General features: G+C 65.7%; 14 protein-coding genes. 9 read left to right on the plus strand and 5 right to left on the minus strand.

The features are described 5' to 3' along the window. Nucleotides 1-2 precede the first annotated feature (2 nt). Nucleotides 3-968 carry a D-2-hydroxyacid dehydrogenase gene (locus ACLJPD_RS13235; RefSeq protein ID WP_410872362.1) on the minus strand — a complete coding sequence of 322 codons (966 nt, stop codon included), beginning with the start codon at nucleotides 966-968 and terminating at the stop codon, nucleotides 3-5. Nucleotides 969-1,054: 86 nt separating this feature from the next. Between ACLJPD_RS13235 and ACLJPD_RS13240 the strand changes: the two genes are divergently transcribed. From ACLJPD_RS13240 to ACLJPD_RS13255, 4 genes are all read left to right on the plus strand, one after another. After that, a complete protein-coding gene (locus tag ACLJPD_RS13240) occupies nucleotides 1,055-1,795 on the plus strand; it encodes an Asp/Glu/hydantoin racemase (RefSeq protein ID WP_379325394.1) in 741 nt (246 codons plus the stop codon). 10 nt (nucleotides 1,796-1,805) lie between these two features. Further along, on the plus strand, nucleotides 1,806-2,537 hold the full coding sequence (locus tag ACLJPD_RS13245) for a maleate cis-trans isomerase (protein WP_410872364.1): 732 nt from the start codon (nucleotides 1,806-1,808) through the stop codon (nucleotides 2,535-2,537). Then, nucleotides 2,524-3,180, plus strand: coding sequence for a GntR family transcriptional regulator (locus ACLJPD_RS13250; protein WP_410872366.1), 657 nt, complete (start codon nucleotides 2,524-2,526; stop codon nucleotides 3,178-3,180). Before ACLJPD_RS13245 ends, ACLJPD_RS13250 begins: the two co-directional genes overlap by 14 nt. An 89-nt stretch (nucleotides 3,181-3,269) precedes the next feature. Next, entirely contained in the window at nucleotides 3,270-4,124 is an 855-nt protein-coding gene (locus tag ACLJPD_RS13255; RefSeq protein ID WP_410872367.1) for an isocitrate lyase/phosphoenolpyruvate mutase family protein, read from the plus strand. A gap of 88 nt (nucleotides 4,125-4,212) precedes the next feature. Here the strand turns inward: ACLJPD_RS13255 and ACLJPD_RS13260 are convergent, their stop codons facing one another. Beyond that, a complete protein-coding gene (locus ACLJPD_RS13260) occupies nucleotides 4,213-4,839 on the minus strand; it encodes a DUF305 domain-containing protein (protein ID WP_410872369.1) in 627 nt (208 codons plus the stop codon). Then, nucleotides 4,836-6,383, minus strand: coding sequence for an LVIVD repeat-containing protein (locus tag ACLJPD_RS13265; RefSeq protein WP_410873399.1), 1,548 nt, complete (start codon nucleotides 6,381-6,383; stop codon nucleotides 4,836-4,838). Before ACLJPD_RS13265 ends, ACLJPD_RS13260 begins: the two co-directional genes overlap by 4 nt. A 322-nt stretch (nucleotides 6,384-6,705) precedes the next feature. Between ACLJPD_RS13265 and ACLJPD_RS13270 the strand changes: the two genes are divergently transcribed. After that, complete coding sequence (locus ACLJPD_RS13270) at nucleotides 6,706-8,451, plus strand: BCCT family transporter (protein ID WP_410872371.1); 1,746 nt, start codon at nucleotides 6,706-6,708, stop codon at nucleotides 8,449-8,451. On the opposite strand, the gene ACLJPD_RS13275 is transcribed toward ACLJPD_RS13270, so the two are convergent. Together ACLJPD_RS13275 and ACLJPD_RS13280 are read right to left on the minus strand one after the other, a co-directional pair. Beyond that, entirely contained in the window at nucleotides 8,448-9,368 is a 921-nt protein-coding gene (locus tag ACLJPD_RS13275) for a 3-methyladenine DNA glycosylase (RefSeq protein ID WP_410872373.1), read from the minus strand. The genes ACLJPD_RS13270 and ACLJPD_RS13275 overlap by 4 nt on opposite strands. A 95-nt stretch (nucleotides 9,369-9,463) precedes the next feature. Further along, nucleotides 9,464-10,450, minus strand: a complete 987-nt coding sequence (locus tag ACLJPD_RS13280; RefSeq protein WP_410872375.1) for an alpha/beta hydrolase family esterase — start codon at nucleotides 10,448-10,450, stop codon at nucleotides 9,464-9,466. 442 nt (nucleotides 10,451-10,892) lie between these two features. Between ACLJPD_RS13280 and ACLJPD_RS13285 the strand changes: the two genes are divergently transcribed. The 4 genes from ACLJPD_RS13285 (at nucleotide 10,893) to ACLJPD_RS13300 (ending at nucleotide 15,462) form a co-directional block, all read left to right on the plus strand. Then, entirely contained in the window at nucleotides 10,893-12,155 is a 1,263-nt protein-coding gene (locus ACLJPD_RS13285) for a lipase family protein (RefSeq protein WP_410872377.1), read from the plus strand. A gap of 90 nt (nucleotides 12,156-12,245) precedes the next feature. After that, nucleotides 12,246-14,030 (plus strand): N-acyl-D-amino-acid deacylase family protein, encoded by a 1,785-nt coding sequence (locus ACLJPD_RS13290; protein WP_410872379.1) that lies wholly within the window; start codon nucleotides 12,246-12,248, stop codon nucleotides 14,028-14,030. After that, nucleotides 14,027-14,632 carry a TetR/AcrR family transcriptional regulator gene (locus ACLJPD_RS13295; protein WP_410872381.1) on the plus strand — a complete coding sequence of 202 codons (606 nt, stop codon included), beginning with the start codon at nucleotides 14,027-14,029 and terminating at the stop codon, nucleotides 14,630-14,632. The genes ACLJPD_RS13290 and ACLJPD_RS13295 overlap by 4 nt, the downstream gene beginning before the upstream one ends. Nucleotides 14,633-14,643: 11 nt before the next feature. Then, entirely contained in the window at nucleotides 14,644-15,462 is an 819-nt protein-coding gene (locus ACLJPD_RS13300; protein WP_410872383.1) for an alpha/beta fold hydrolase, read from the plus strand. Nucleotides 15,463-15,469 lie beyond the last annotated feature (7 nt).

Genomic DNA, 15,469 nt, shown 5'->3' on the forward strand with positions numbered 1-15,469 from the left:
CTTCAGCCGGGCACGTACCCGAGCGTCTTGTCGACAACGTTGTCCAGCGGCAGACCGGCTGCCCACCTGTCGAAATTGTCGGTGAACGCGCGAACGATCTCGGCGCGCCAGCCGTGGAAATCGCCCGAATTGTGGGGTGTGAGCACCACATTCGGCAGATCCCAGAGCGAATGATCGGCAGGTAGCGGCTCCGGGTCGACCACATCCAGTGCGGCCCCGGCGATCGAGCCGTTGCCGAGTGCGGCGACGAGATCGTCGGTAACCACTAGTTCCCCGCGCCCGACATTGACAAACCTGGCATGCGGTTTCATCGCCGCGAACGCGGCGGCGTCGAACATGTGCCTGGTCTGCGCGGTGAGTGGCGCGATGGCGATCACATAGTCGGCGCCGGGCAGTTCGGCGTGCAGATCGTCGCTGACGGTGCCGAAGTCCGGGTCGCCGGTGCGGGCGCGTCGCCCGACTGCGTGCACCGTCATCCCCGCGGCGCGCAACAGTCGCGCGGTGCTCCGGCCGATAGAGCCGGTCCCGACGATCAACGCGGTCGCCCCGGCTACGCGTTCGGATTCCCGGTGCCGCCACTCGTGTCGCTGCTGCAGGCGGATCGAGCCCGGCAGGTCCTTGGCGAACGAGATGACCTGTCCGAGCACATATTCGGCGATGGCGGCGTCGAAGACATTGCGGGTATTGGTGACCACCACATCGGAGGCGCGCAGCTCCGGGAACATCACCGGATCTACCCCGACGCCGCCCATGTGCAACCAGCGCAAGCGATCAGCGTTGTGCCATGCACCGGGCACCGCGCGGGACTGGAAGTCGTACACGAACAGCACATCGGCGCCGCGTAGCGCGTCGGCGAGCCCGTCGGCCTCGGTGTAGCGCACGTCGGCGCGCTGGGCGACCGGGGCCATGAGGTCGGATTCGGGCACACTGTCACGATGTAAGACGGTGACAATCGGCCCGTTTTCCACATTGACACCGTAAATTCAGATCGTATGATTGTCAACAATCCGATCGTGTTCGGAGGTCTGCCCGGCTGAGCGCGAGAGGGGCCGCAGTGGAGTTCAGCTTCCCGGACATCGACGGGCCGGTAGCCCAACGGGGCATCGGCGTGATCGCGCCGTTCGACCTCGCTCTCGAGCGGGAACTGTGGCGGTGGGCGCCCCTGGAGGTGAGCTTGCACCTGGCCCGCACCCCCTATGAACCCGTGCCGGTATCCCTGGCGATGGCCGAACTGGTGTCCAACCCGCTGCATCTCACGGCGGCCACCCACGACGTGCTGCACGTGGAACCGGAAGTCGTTGCCTACCTGTGTACTTCGGGCAGTTTCATCAACGGCCTCGCCTATGAACGATCCCTGCGGGAAACGATCTGCCTGGCGGGCGCACCGGACGCGGTGACCACCTCCGGTGCCCTGGTGGAAGCGATCAAGCACCTCAACATCACCCGCATGTCGGTGATCACCCCCTACGACGAGATCCTCACCGGCAAACTGCACGACTTTCTCGACGAAGCGGGCTGCGCCACGATCAAGTCCGATCACCTCGGGCTCGGTGGTGGCATCTGGAAGGTCAATTACCGCACCATCGCCGAACGGATACTCGGCGCCGACGATCCTCGCTCGGAGGCGATCTTCGTCAGCTGCACCAACCTGCCGACCTACGACGTGATCGAGCCACTCGAACAGGCACTCGGCAAACCCGTCCTCACCGCCAACCAACTGACCATGTGGGCCTGCCTCGGCCGAATGAAACTGCCGATGATGGGCCCAGGTAAGTGGCTGGTAAATGTCTTCTGAAGGGAGCGAGATGCGCACGCCGACAATCGGATTCATCTACCCCGACCACGCCGCCGAGGACGACTATCCCCGGGCGGCGGCGCTGCTGGATGCCGCACTGCCGGTTGCCCACATCTACGGCACCGACCTGCACGCGATCGCTGAACTGCTCGACCTGGGCAGCCCGGAGAAGCTGAGCCACGGTGCGTCACTGTTGGCTCCCGAGAAGCCAGACGTAGTGATCTGGGCATGTACTTCGGGCAGTTTCGTCTATGGCTCCGAGGGTGCTCGCGGTCAGGTCGAGAGCCTCGCCGAGGCGGCAGGCGTGCCCGCCTCGAGCACGAGTTTCGCGTTCGTCGCAGCGGCGCGCGCACTCGATGTGCGGCGGGTGGCCGTCGTCGCGAGCTATCCCGAGGAGGTGGCGCGGTTGTTCGTCGATTTCCTCGCCGACGCCGACATCGAGGTGGTGTCGATGTCGAGCGCGGGCATCGACACCGCTGCCGAGGTCGGCACCCTCACGCCCGAGCAGGTCATGGCACTGGCCGTCACCAACGACCACGCCGACGCGCAGGCGCTGCTCATCCCCGATACCGCCATGCATACTCTCGAGGTGCTCCCGAGACTCGAAGCCGCGCTCGGCAAGCCGGTGCTCACCGCGAACCAGGTCACCATCTGGGAAGGTCTGCGGTTGGCCGGGGTCACCCCGTTCGCCCCCGAGCTCGGCATGTTGTTCGCGGAAGGGAGTCGAGATGTCGATCATTGATTTCGAACCCGTCAACCAGCAGTCCACCGCGGAGATGATCGCCGGCCGACTGCGCGAGGCGATCATGCGCGGTGCGCTCGCGCCCGGCGCCCAGCTCGGGGAAGCCGACCTGGCAACCAGTTTCGGTGTCTCCCGTGGACCCGTGCGCGAGGCCATGCAGCGCCTCGTCCAGGAGGGTCTGCTGTTCAGCATCCGCAACCGCGGCATCTTCGTCATCGAACTCACCACCGACGACGTCATCGACATCTACCGCGCCCGCACCGCCCTGGAAGGCGGCGCACTCGACCTCATTCTCGACGGCCGCCGCGAGATCGCCTACGCCGCACTGCAACCCAGTGTCACCGCGATGCGACTCGCCGCCGAAGCGGGCGACGCGCCCGGTGTCTCCGACGCCGACCAGGCCTTCCACGAAGCCCTCGTCACCGCCACCGACAGCCCCCGCCTCGTCCGCGCCGCCCGCACCCTGCTCATCGAAACCCGCATGTGCCTCGGTGCGCTCCAAACCGCCTACTCCGACCTGCGTGAACAAGCCCGCGAACACGTAGAACTGCACGAAGCGATCGGCACCGGTTCGCCCGAGCGGGCGCGTGCGTTACTTGTCGAGCACATGGACGACGCGGTGCGCCGGCTGGGTGAGCGCTAGGTCAGCCGGGTCGTCGGCGAAGTCCGCTCGGGGCGGGGCAGGGCAGAATGGGCACGGTAAGGACACCCCGACTCCCAGCAGGAGCTCTCGTGGACAGCGAACAGCGAGTACGCGCGCAGGCTTTCGTCGATCTGCACCGCGAAGGTTGCTTTCTGCTACCGAATGCCTGGGATGCGGGGAGTGCGCGGATTCTGGAGTCGGTGGGATTTCCGGCGATCGCGACCACCAGCGCGGGCGTCGCGTTTTCCTTCGGTCGTCCCGATCACGACTTCTTCACCGAGCACGGTGCGCAGGGTCGGTTGGATCGGCCGACGATGATGCGGCGGGTCCACGAGATCACCAGCGCTGTGCGGGTGCCGGTCAGCGCCGACCTCGAGGAGGGGTACGGACCGGACGCGCAGGAAGTGGCGACCACGATCTCGCTCGCTCTCGACGCCGGTGCGGCGGGCGGCAACATCGAGGATTTCACCGGTGATCGGACCACCCCGCTGTTCGACGAGGTGCATGCCGTGGACCGGGTGCGGGCAGCGCGCGCGGCGGTGGCTGCCAGTGGTGAGCCGTTCGTGCTGGTCGGGCGCACCGACGCGTTGCTGGTCGATGCGGGACTCGACGAAGCGATTCGCCGCGGCAACTCCTACCTCGCCGCCGGCGCCGACTGCGTCTTCGTCCCCGGCGCTGCCGACGCCACCACGATCGCAGCCCTGGTCGAAGCCCTCGACGGCCCGCTCAACGTGGTCATGGGCCTGACCGGTGGTGCGCTGTCGATGGCCGAACTGGCCGACCTCGGCGTCCGCCGTGTCACCGTCGGCGGCAGTATCGCCCGCCTGCTCTATCGGCACCTCCTCGACGCGGCCACCGAGCTCGCCGAGCACGGAACCTTCACCTACGGCAACACTCAACTCACCCAATCGGCCCTCAACCTGCACTTCGCCGACCGCACCTGATGGCCCCACCCACCTGGACGATCGATCACCAGGCCTTCAGGGAGGCATCGCCCGAGTGGCGGAATCCACCATGGCCTGTTGATCTTGATCAGGAGGTGGGTCTGGCGCCGCGGAGGTCGAGGAGCATGCCGAGGTAGCCGAGCTCTTGGCTTTGGGATTGGGCCATGGCCCGGGCGGCTTGTTTGACGGGGCCCGAGGTGAGGAGGGTGTCGGCGGCGCGGGCCATGGTGATTCCGCCTGCGTGGTGGCGATACATCAGTTGCAGGAACAGTGTTTCGGCGTCGGGCGCGCGGGCCGCGGCGAGGGTGTCGAGGTCGGCGAGGGTGGCCATGCCGGGCATGGTGGTCGGCGCGGTGGGCGCGTGCTGGTGGGTTTCCGCCATCCAGGTCATCGGGACGGGCGAGGTCGGGGCGGCGCCGACCAGTTGGGTCCAGCCGAGCAGGGTGCCGATCTCGACTCGCTGGGTGTCGGCGATCTGGTCGGCCAGCCTGCGCACGGTGGGATCGGCGGCGGGGTCGAGGCGCTCGGTGAGGATCAGCGCCTGCTGGTGGTGGGCGGTCATGTCCTGGACGAAACCCAGCTCCGTCGCCATGAGAATGGTTGCGGGAGATGATGTTTCGCTGATCAGCAGTGGGCGGAGCGCCGCGCCGAGGACCAGGAGGAACGCGACGGTGGCGCCCCCGAAAACCACGCGGAGGACCCGATTCACGCTCACGACCCGACCGTGGACTGCTGATCGGCGGGCGGCGCGTACACCTCGTTGTCGAGCTGCAACACCATGAACCCGTTGTCGGAGCAGGTGACGTACAGCTGATCGCCACGCCATTCCGGCGGCGACAGGCACCAGTCCGTAGACAGGTCACCGAACGCGATATCGCCTGCCCGAGAGGTCAGTACCTGCGCCGGATCGAACAGCCCCTCGGCCATCGACCGCAGCGCGGCCGGGGCACTCATCACCGGGATGCCGATGATCGAGGCCAGAGCGTGTGGCGAGTTCCAGATCTCGAGGTTGCGACCCGTGCGGGCAGGCGGATTGAAGTAGGCGATCTCGCGGATCGCGCCGGGATCGCGGACATCGAAGACCCGGATACCGGAGGAGATCCAGCCGCAGGCCAGTGCGGTCGGATTGTCGGGACGGTCGGCGGTGCAGTAGTGCGATTCGTAGGAGAACGCCGAACCGCCCATGGAGGACCCGACATTGGCATCGATGTTCTGGGGCAGGTTGATCTCGAGTTTGATCTTCGCGGTGATCCGGGGCGCGCTGTCGTCGGACACATCGATGAGCTTCACCCCACCGGAACCGCCCTCGTCGACGGTGAACAGGTGCGCCACACCGTCATAGGTCACGGGCACGCTGTGTTGGGTGGCCCAGCCGTCGGTCCAGAACGTTCGGCCCAGATGCGGTACGTGTGGGTTCGGGTCGCGTCGCTGCACCGCGCTCACGTCGAGCACGGTGAATCCGCCCAGCGCGGAGATGTAGAGCCGGTTCCCGTCAGGACTCACGCCGAGCCCGTGTGCCTCGATCCCCGTCAGTCCCTGCCAGATCACCCGCGGATTCGCCGGATCTGTGAGATCGACCGCGCTGAGAAAACCGGGTACCACGCCCGACGCCCAGTACGTGCGACCATCGGGGGAGAAGCCGCCCTCGTGCGTCGTGATCGGCAGTGGCATCAGCAGATTCGAGCCGGTCCCCGGATTGAGCAGACGAGGATGCGCGCAATCGGAGATGTCGTACACCGACAGATATCCGGCGCCGAGGCCCACCGGCACACCTGTCCCGACGAGCAGTTTGCGAGTCGTGTTGACCTTCAACGTCTCCCACGTCCCGGCCAGCATGGCGGGCTCGGCGAGCGTCGCGGTGAGCCGTGGGTTCGCTGGATCGGAGACATCGAGGACCTGCACGCCCTGATGTTCGCTGAGCATGTTCCCGGGGAAGAAGGTGCCCATATAGGCGCAGTGCTCGAAACTGGTGGAGGTGATGCCCGCCCCGCGCCCGGCGTAACCGCCGATCATCGACATATTGCAGCGATAACCCTGCGTGCTGCGTCCACTGTCTCGGTCACCCGCGGGCACATCGCCCTGCAATCCGGTTTCCGGCAGTGAGCCGGGCCCACAGTCGGCGCGCGGCGCCGCCGTTCGTCCCACGTCGAGGAATTCCTGCACCGCGCCGGTCGGGTCGGTGCCGAAATCCGCCGACGCGCCCGATGGCAGGCCGATCGCCACCAGTGCGGTGATCGCGGCCAACGCCACGTACCGCATCAGCCGGTGGACTCCCGGTGAGGTGCCTGCGCTCGGCTCGGCCGACCGGATCAGATGCTCGACGGTCGACGGTGTGTACGGACGTGGTGGCATCGTTGCCCTCCCCAATCAATGATGCTGACAACACAACTGGCTCAGACAGTTGTGCGGTATCACGAATAGTAAGCCGCACGAATGGTTGCCGAGTGGCGTTTCGGGGAACAGGGTGTGGGGCGAGGTCGCGCTTACCTCGGGACATCGCCCGTACGCTGTACGGTTGCTCTGCACGACAAGCACGTCTGTGAAGGCGGGGAGTTTCCGCGATCGGAGAGGACTCGGATCCATGTCGAACGATGTCGTAAGAAGTTCCGGCGACGCACCGCCACCCGGCGGAGCGGTAGCCGGGGGATCGCCGGGTAAGCCCAGGCTCGATCTGCTCATCTTCTGCGCCACCGCGATCGGTGCACTCGCCTTCGTCGCCTGGGGTGTGCTCGATGACGAGAGCCTCGCGTCCGCGGCGAGCACTGCCCAGAAATGGGTCATCACCAATACCGGCTGGTTGTTCGTGCTCACCGCGACAGCGTTCGTGGTCTTCGTGATCTGGCTGGCCGTCAGCCGCTACGGCCGGATCCCGCTGGGCGCCGACGACGAGAAACCCGAATTCCGCACCGTGTCGTGGATCGCGATGATGTTCAGCGCGGGCATGGGCATCGGGCTGATGTTCTGGGGTGTGGCCGAACCGCTGTCGCACTTCGTGAATCCGCCGCCGCACACCGCCGAAGCGGGCACGCCGGCCGCCGCGGAGGTCGCGATGGCCACCACGCTGTTCCACTGGACGTTGCACCCGTGGGCGATCTACGCCGTCGCCGGCCTGGCCATCGCCTACGGTACGTTCCGAAAAGGCCGCTCGCAGCTGATCTCCGCGGTGTTCCGGCCACTGCTCGGCCACCACGCCGACGGCATCGGCGGCCGTGTCATCGACATGATGGCGATCTTCGCGACCCTGTTCGGCTCGGCTGCCTCCCTCGGCCTCGGCGCGCTGCAGATCGGCGCGGGCATGGAGTTCAACGGCTGGATCGACAGCATCGGCAAGATCGGCCTTGTCGCGATCATCGCGGGCCTGTGCGTGGCCTTCGTGCTGTCGGCGGTCTCCGGTGTCGCGCGCGGCATCCAGTGGCTGTCCAACATCAATATGGTGCTGGCCCTGTTCATCGCGGCGTTCGTGTTCATCGCGGGGCCGACGCTGTTCATCCTGAACATGCTGCCGACCTCGCTCGGCGACTACATCGAGAGCCTGCCCACCATGGCCTCGCGCACCGGCGCGGGTGACGAGGCGATGAAGGCGTGGCTGTCGAGTTGGACGATCTTCTACTGGGCCTGGTGGATCTCGTGGACGCCGTTCGTCGGCATGTTCATCGCGCGGATCAGCCGCGGCCGCACCATCCGCCAGTTCGTCACCGGCGTGCTGCTGGTGCCGAGTGTGGTGAGCCTGCTGTGGTTCGCGATCTTCGGCGGCGCGGGCATCGCCGAACAGACCGAAGACGGTGGGCTCACCGAACCCGACGGCTCGGTCGACTCCAACTTCGCGCTGTTCCACCTGCTCGACCAGTACCCGATCGCCTCGGTGACCACGGTGGTCGTGATGATCCTCGTCGCGATCTTCTTCGTCTCCGGCGCCGACGCGGCCTCGATCGTGATGGGCACCCTGTCCGAACGCGGCAGCATCGAACCGTCGAAGTGGGTCGTCATCTTCTGGGGTGCGGCCACCGGTGCCGTCGCCGCGATCATGCTGGTCATCGCCGATTCCGACAATCTCGGGGGTGCGCTCACCGGGCTGCAAGCCCTGACCACCGTGGTATCGCTGCCGTTCCTGGTGGTGATGGTGGCGATGTGCGTGTCGCTGTACAAGGATCTCAGCGACGATCCGCTGATCCTGCGCATGGACCGTGGCGTCGAACTGGTCGAGATCGCTGTCGATCAGGGCACCGAACTGCACGAGGGCGACTTCGCTCTCGTCACGGAGCCATCGCCGGACAAGGTCGACGTCATCGACGATCCCACGATCGCCGATACCGAAGAACGCCGCTAGCCCACAGCGTCGATCCTGGCCTGTGCCGACGACAACTCGGCGCAGGCCAGACGCAGGCGATCACGCAGTGCGTCCGCGGATTCGGCGATCGTGGCCTGGGCGCGGACGTAATCGGCTCGCCCGGTGGGTGTTTCGATACGCACCGGTGCATAGCCGAATTCGGACAGATCATAGGGGCTGGCCCGCATGTCGAGTTCGCGTGCGGTGCAGGCGAGTTCGAAGCAATCGAGGAGCAGGTCCGAGGAGATCAGCGGGGCGAGCTTGAAACCCCACTTGTAGAGATCCATGTTCGCGTGCAGGCACCCGGGCTGTTCGCGCGCCACTTGGTCCGCGCGAGTGAGTGGTTCGACATTGCGCCCCACCGCTTCCGGGGTGAAGAACCGAAACGCGTCGAAGTGCGTGCAGCGCAACGACATCGACTCCACCACTTCGTCGGTGCCTGCCGATCCGAGCCGTAACGGCACCTGCTGATGGCGCACCTCGTCCGTGCGGTAGACCATCGCCCACTCGTGCAGCCCGAAGCACGACAACTGTGCCGGGCGCCGCGCGGTCGCGGTGAGCAGTCCGGACACGAACTCGATGGTGTCGCGCCGCTTGGCCAGGTAGGCCGAGTCGGCTGTGAATACACCCTGCTCGTGCGGAACCTCGTGATACCCCCGCGCACCCTTGTATTCGCCCGCATCACGCAGCCCGATCCCGAACCCTGGGTGCCAGCGGCGCAACTGCGCAGGCTTGTTTCCGTAGTAAGTGAACAAGAAATCCACGACCGGATGGGTGGTTCCCGCCGCCCGGCGTTCGAGATAGGGACCGACCAGGCGATCGAGTCGCTCCCGATGCGCCCGAGCCGCGGACCTCCACTCGACCGCGGGTAATACCCGCAGGTCAAGAGAGTGGACGAGGTCGCCGTGCGTGCTCACCTGACCATTCTCCCGCACCGATTCGCGGTGGCAGATCCGCCCCGGATCACGACGTCCTGGTCCACTCCTGTCGGACGGGCCTCAGTACCTCTTCTTCATCCGCGCAGGGGGTGGGCCTGGAAGAAGTCCCAGATGAGCTGGTTGGTGTCGAGCGAGTTCGTGTTGTCGCCGACCAGTGCGGTCGGATACAGCAGCGATGTGCTTCCCGGCCAGATGTGACCACCCCCGACGATGGTGTAGAGGCGGACCGATCCGTTCGCGGGACACGGGTAGCTGGACACGATGACGTCGACGGCGAGTTGCTGCTGTGCCGGGTCCGATTCGCAGCCGTTGCGGCGGGCCCACGCGGCGGCGTTGTCCGGAATGCTCTGCAGCCCTGGCCCATTGGTGACGGGGCCGTCCTGGCGCGGCTGTCCGGCCGAACCGCTGCCGTCGCTCGAGGGCAACAGCCGGGCTTGGGGGCCGAGGCCGCCGGTGTAGGCGACGATCGGGTCAGCCGTGCCGTGGAACGCGATGACCGGAACGGGTCGGTCCGGGCGGCACCAGGTGAAGTCCTGTAGGCCCGCTACGGCGGCGATGGCCGCGACTCGGTCGGCGAGTTGACACGCGAGTGATGAGGTAGTGAAGGCGCCCATCGACAGACCGGCGACGTAGATCCGCCGCGGGTCCACGCACAGCGTCGATTCCAGGTGCGTGATCAGTTCCGACAGATAGGCGATATCGGTGCTCCCCTCACCGAAATCCCAACGCGGAAAACCGGGTTCGATGAGTTGAGGGGTGACCGTCAGGTAGCCGTGGCGCTGACCGAACTCCGCGAGCCCGCTGCCATACCGTGCGATGGCAGCCGGCTCCAGGTAGCCGTGCAGGTTCAGCACCAGGGCCAGCGGCCGGTCGGCGCCCGGGGGGATGTCCCGGATGTAGTTGCCTGCTTTGCCCGCGGCCGCGAAATCGAGCGTGGCTTCGCCCGGCGGTGGTGTGGGTGCCTCGCAGCCGATGGAGGCGACCGGATCGGCGGGCTGTCCGTAGGCGGCAGCGTCGATCGTGGTGCCCGCGGCGGCGAGGGCGATGGTTGAGGCGACCACACCGAGGACTCGTGACAATCGACTCGGCGATCGGGGGGCGGAGCGAGAAAGAGACAGGAAACCTTCGAGCATGCCGGAAACATTCGCACACGCGTCGACAGCCATGCCTGCTTTCGGCAGACCCGCTCGCTCAGTGGAGTGGAAAATATTTCACTTCTATCTACCGCTGATACAATTTTCTCGCTGATCATCTTGTGAGGTAACACAATTCAATTCCCGCGTCGCACGAATCGGGCGGGTCCTGCCTAGGCTTCATAGCGGGCAAGGTCGCCTTCGACCGTTTGTGAGATGAGGTCTGTGGACCTGGGCTCCGATATCGCACAGCTCGTTTATCGAACCCAGGAAGACCCGTGAAATCGTGTCAGTTACTGATCATTCGACGGGGCCGAGAACCGCAGGATCGCAGCGGGATGTCCCGCAGCTACCCTCTCTCGACCCCTTCATGCGCTGTCCCGCCGATATCGCCACCTACGCACCGGGCTCGCTGATCCGGAGCAGGCGTGTCGAACTGTCACTGTTCGGATCGGTCCGGCAACAGGTCCAAGCCTGGCAGTTGGCCTACCGCAGCAACGACCTGTTCGGCCGGGCGGAGATCGCGATCACCACCGTCGTGCTCCCCGCCGGGGCGGTACCGAATCAGGACCGCCCGCTGTTGTTGTTCCAGTCCGCGATCGACTCGGTGACCGAGCGTTGCGCGCCGTCCTTCGTCCTGCGCCACCATACGCGGGCGCCGGGTTCGATAACCCGCCTCGAATGGCCACTGATCGCGAATGCGCTCCGTCGTGGCTGGGCGGTCAGTATCGCCGATCACGGTGGTTTGAAGGGCAGTTTCGGCGCGCCACGGGAGCCGGGCTATCGCAGCTTGGACGGGGCAAGGGCCGCACTGTCGTTCGCGCCGCTCGGGTTGCATCCGGGAACGTCGATCGCGTTGTGGGGGTACTCGGGTGGTGGCATGGCCAGCGCGTGGGCCGCCGAGATGGCTCCGAGTTACGCGCCCGAGCTGAACCTGGTCGGTGCGGTGCTCGGAGCACCGGTCGGCGATCCCGGTGAGGTGTTCCTTCGCCTGCACGGAAGCCGATTCTCCGGTTTTCCGCTGATGGTCGTGGCGGCATTGCGTCGGCTCTATCCGGACCTCGACGCTGCCCTCGCCGCGGATATCCTGCCCGAGGGGCAGGCAGTGCTGGCAGCCGTCGAGAAGCTACCGCCGATAATCGCGGTGCTGCGGATGTCGGGGCAGAGTTTCGACGACCATCTACGACGCCCGCTCGACGAGATTCTCGCCGAGCCGAAGGTTCGAGCGGTGCTCGATGATCTGCGGTTGGGGTTGTCCGCCCCGGCCTGCCCATTGCTGGTGCTGCAGCCGGTCAACGATCAGGTGATCCATTGCGGCAGTGTGGACGAGCAGGTCCAACGGTACCGGGACGCGGGCACGCACGTCACCTACATACGCGACCGCATGAGTGACCACTTCACCTTGCTGCCGCTGTCGACCCCGCTGAGTCTGGGCTGGTTGTCCGACCGCATCGCTGCCGAGCCCCTCGCGCCACCGAGCACGCGAACCGTGCTGTCGTCGAGCATCTCGGCGTCGAGTCGGCGCGGACTGATCGGTGTTGTCGGTACCGCGCTGGCGGTCGCAACCGGGCGGCCGCTGATCGGTGCGCCGATCGCTGCGGTCAGACGTCACCCCCTGGGGAAGGCCGCTTAGTTTCTGCCCGCTGGTGAGCGACGGTGAAGTCAAAGGTTGCGAGCACTCGCTATCTAAGTTAGCGTGCAGGAAATCTATGACGGAGGTCACATGGACGCTCACCTCTACGACGTGATCATCAGCGGCGGCACGGTATATGACGGGAGTGGCGGCCCCGGCGTTGTGCGCCATGTGGGGATTCGCGACGGTGTCGTCTGTGCCCTCTCCGTGGAACCGCTCGATTCCTCCGCTGCGGGGGAAGTGATCGATGCGACGGGCCAGTGGGTGACGCCCGGCTTCGTGGACGTCCACACGCACTACGACGCCGAGGTTCTCGTCAGCCCCGGACTCACAGAGTCTGTCCGACACGGTGTCACCACCGTCATGCTCGGCAACTGCTCGCTGTCGACCATCTACAGCACTGCCGTCGACATCGCCGATCTGTTTTCGCGCGTGGAGGCGTTGCCGCGAGATCATGTCCTCAAAGCCGTCGATACCGCGAAAACATGGTCGGGGCCGCAGGAGTACATCGACAGCCTCGAGCGTCTACCGTTGGGGCCGAATGTCGCCTTGCTCGTGGGGCATTCCGACTTGCGGGCGCACGTCATGGGACTCGATCGGTCGACCGATCGTCGCCAGAAGCCCACCGATGCGGAATCTCGGGCCATGGCCGAGGCATTGAGCGAAGCCCTGGACGCGGGAATGCTCGGTATGTCGACGATGACCAATCCGTGGGACAAGCTGGATGGTGATCGATATCGTTCGAGGTCGCTCCCGTCGGCCTATGCCAGATGGAGCGAGTTTCGTCGGTTGCACAAGATCCTGCGCGAGCGCGGACGACTGTTGCAGAGCATCCCGAATCTCAACACCAAATACGACATGGTCTTCTTCCTCGGTGCCGCGACAGGTCTCGGACGCAAGTCGTTGAAGGTGTCGTTGTTGGCTGCGGCCGACCCCAAGGCGTCGCCGTGGATCAATCGGATCTTCGGACCGATCGCGGCCATGGTGAACGGCCCGGGCCGAGGCCAGTTCCGATGGCAGCATCTACCCACGCCGTTCGACGTCTACTCCGACGGCATCGATCTGGTGGTGTTCGAAGAGTTCGGCTCCGGCCGGGCGGCACTGCACCTGCGCGACGAGTTGGAGCGCAACGAACTTCTGTCCGACGAAGCGTATCGACGGTGGTTCCGCGCCGACTTCGAAAAGAAGTTCAGCTCACGGGTCTGGCACCGCGACTTCGCGGATGTGCAGATCACCGAATGCCCCGACAGTTCGCTCGTGGGCAAGACGGTCGCCGACATCGCGAAATCTCGCGATATCCACGTCGTGGATGCCTTCCTCGATCTGGTCGTCGAGCACGGACGCGCATTGCGCTGGCACACCACCATCGCCAACTATCGTCCCCGAACCATGGACCGACTGATCAATTCACCCGGAGTAACCGTCGGATTCTCCGACGCGGGCGCGCATCTGCGCAATATGGCGTTCTACAACTTCGGTATCCGGCTGCTCCATCGCGTGAACAGTGCGCGAGGCGAACGGACACCGTTCATGAGCGTGGAGAAGGCGGTACACAAGCTCACCGGTGAGCTCGGGGATTTCTACGGCGTCGACGCCGGGCATCTGCGGCTCGGTGGACGCGCCGATGTGGTGGTCATCGATCCCGCGGGCCTCGACGACGACGTCACCGCCTATCACGAGGAGATCATGCCCGAGTTCGGCGGTCTCAGCCGGATGGTCAACCGAAATGATCGAGCGGTGACTGCGACGCTGATAGCAGGCAAGATCGCCTATCGCCATGGGCAGTTCGCGTCGTGGTTCGGCGTGTCCGAACGTGCCGGTCGATTCCTGCGGGCCAGCGCTGAGGACCCCCTCGCCGCCACGGTGAACGCGTGAGTCGAACCCAGCAGCAACGCCGTACCGAAACCATCCGCAGTCTGATCGACGCCACGATCGAATCGCTGTGCGAAAAAGGTTATGCCGCAACCACGATCAGTGAGATCGTCGCACGGGCCGGACTGTCCTCCGGGGCACTGTTCCGTCATTTTCCCACGCGACTCGACCTGGTGGTGGCAGCGGCAGAAGAGGTCCGTGCTCGGCAGTTCACCGAATTCCGAGCCGGACTGAGCGGGCTCGGCACCGACTCCATCGACCACTGCCTCACACTGCTGCGAGCGGCATGCCGTGCCCCGATCAACGGGGCCTGGTATGAGCTGCTCATCGCCGCCCGCAGCGACCCCGCGCTCCGTGAACGGCTCACGCCGTTCACGATTCAGTACCACGACCAGATCGCCCAGCTGGCGAGGACATTGCCGTTCGCGGCCACCATCGCCGCCGAGCGATTGGATACCGTCATTTTCAGCGTGGTCTATCTCCTCGACGGAGAAGCCCTCGCCGCCGTGGTCCATCCCGACCCCGAGCAAGACGATCTGCGGCTCACGATGATCGCGAATCTGCTCCGAGCCGAGGCTGCGCATCCGAGATTCGTCAGCGCGTGACACGGTGGACGGTGCGAACCGATGGCGCCACGATCGCCGTGTTCGAATACGGGAATCCGGACGCGGAGAACACCGTGCTGCTCGTGCACGGATACCCGGATGATCATTCCCTGTTCCTGCCCATGATCGATGCGCTCGGCGACCGGGTGCGAATCATCGCCTACGACACGCGGGGCGGTGCCGATACCGTGGTCGACGATCCCGATTCCCTCCGCTCGTTCACCCTGTCGCGGCTGACCGAAGATGTGTTCGCTGTGGTGGATTCGATTCCGGCCCCCCGAACTCCGATCCACGTCTTCGCTCACGACTGGGGCTCGGTGCAGATGTGGGAGGCGATGTCGGCACCTCGAGCGGCATCGACGTTCGCTTCGTATACCTCGGTCTCCGGGCCCAGCCTGGATCATCTCCGTCAGGTGGCCAGGACGCGAGCAGTCAAGCTGTCCCGCTGGCCGTCGATGATTTCGCAGTTGGCGCGTTCCTGGTATATCTGGGGCTTCCATGTCCCCGTTCTTTCGCGGCATGTGCCCAGGCTGCTCTCGGCCGCCGGGTACTTCGAAGACGCGCCGCCGCTCTCATCGGAGAATCGGCGACGTGGCATCGCGCTCTATCGCGCGAACGTCGTCGCACGGCTGGTCGGCGGGCCCGCGGCGATCTGCGGTGTCCCCACCACGATCGTGGCCCCACGCGGGGATCGATTCCTGGCCCCCGATCTCAATGACGCTGTGCGCGATTGGGTCAGCGACGTGGAGGTCGTCGCTGTGGATGCAGGACATTGGTGGCCCTACTCCCACCCGGACGAAGCGGCGCAATTGCTGCTGTCGCGCCTATGACGCCTTC

The sequence above is a fragment of the Nocardia sp. A7 genome (assembly GCF_046549215.1).
Classification (GTDB): domain Bacteria; phylum Actinomycetota; class Actinomycetes; order Mycobacteriales; family Mycobacteriaceae; genus Nocardia.

Excerpts from the sequence above, each read along its gene's own strand:
- ACLJPD_RS13250 (WP_410872366.1), top strand. The coding sequence starts at position 2,524 with ATGTCGATCATTGATTTCGAACCCGTCAACCAGCAGTCCACCGCGGAG.
- ACLJPD_RS13245 (WP_410872364.1), top strand. The coding sequence starts at position 1,806 with ATGCGCACGCCGACAATCGGATTCATCTACCCCGACCACGCCGCCGAG.
- ACLJPD_RS13285 (WP_410872377.1), top strand. The coding sequence starts at position 10,893 with ATGCGCTGTCCCGCCGATATCGCCACCTACGCACCGGGCTCGCTGATC.
- ACLJPD_RS13290 (WP_410872379.1), top strand. The coding sequence starts at position 12,246 with ATGGACGCTCACCTCTACGACGTGATCATCAGCGGCGGCACGGTATAT.
- ACLJPD_RS13270 (WP_410872371.1), top strand. The coding sequence starts at position 6,706 with ATGTCGAACGATGTCGTAAGAAGTTCCGGCGACGCACCGCCACCCGGC.
- ACLJPD_RS13265 (WP_410873399.1), bottom strand. The coding sequence starts at position 6,383 with ATGCGGTACGTGGCGTTGGCCGCGATCACCGCACTGGTGGCGATCGGC.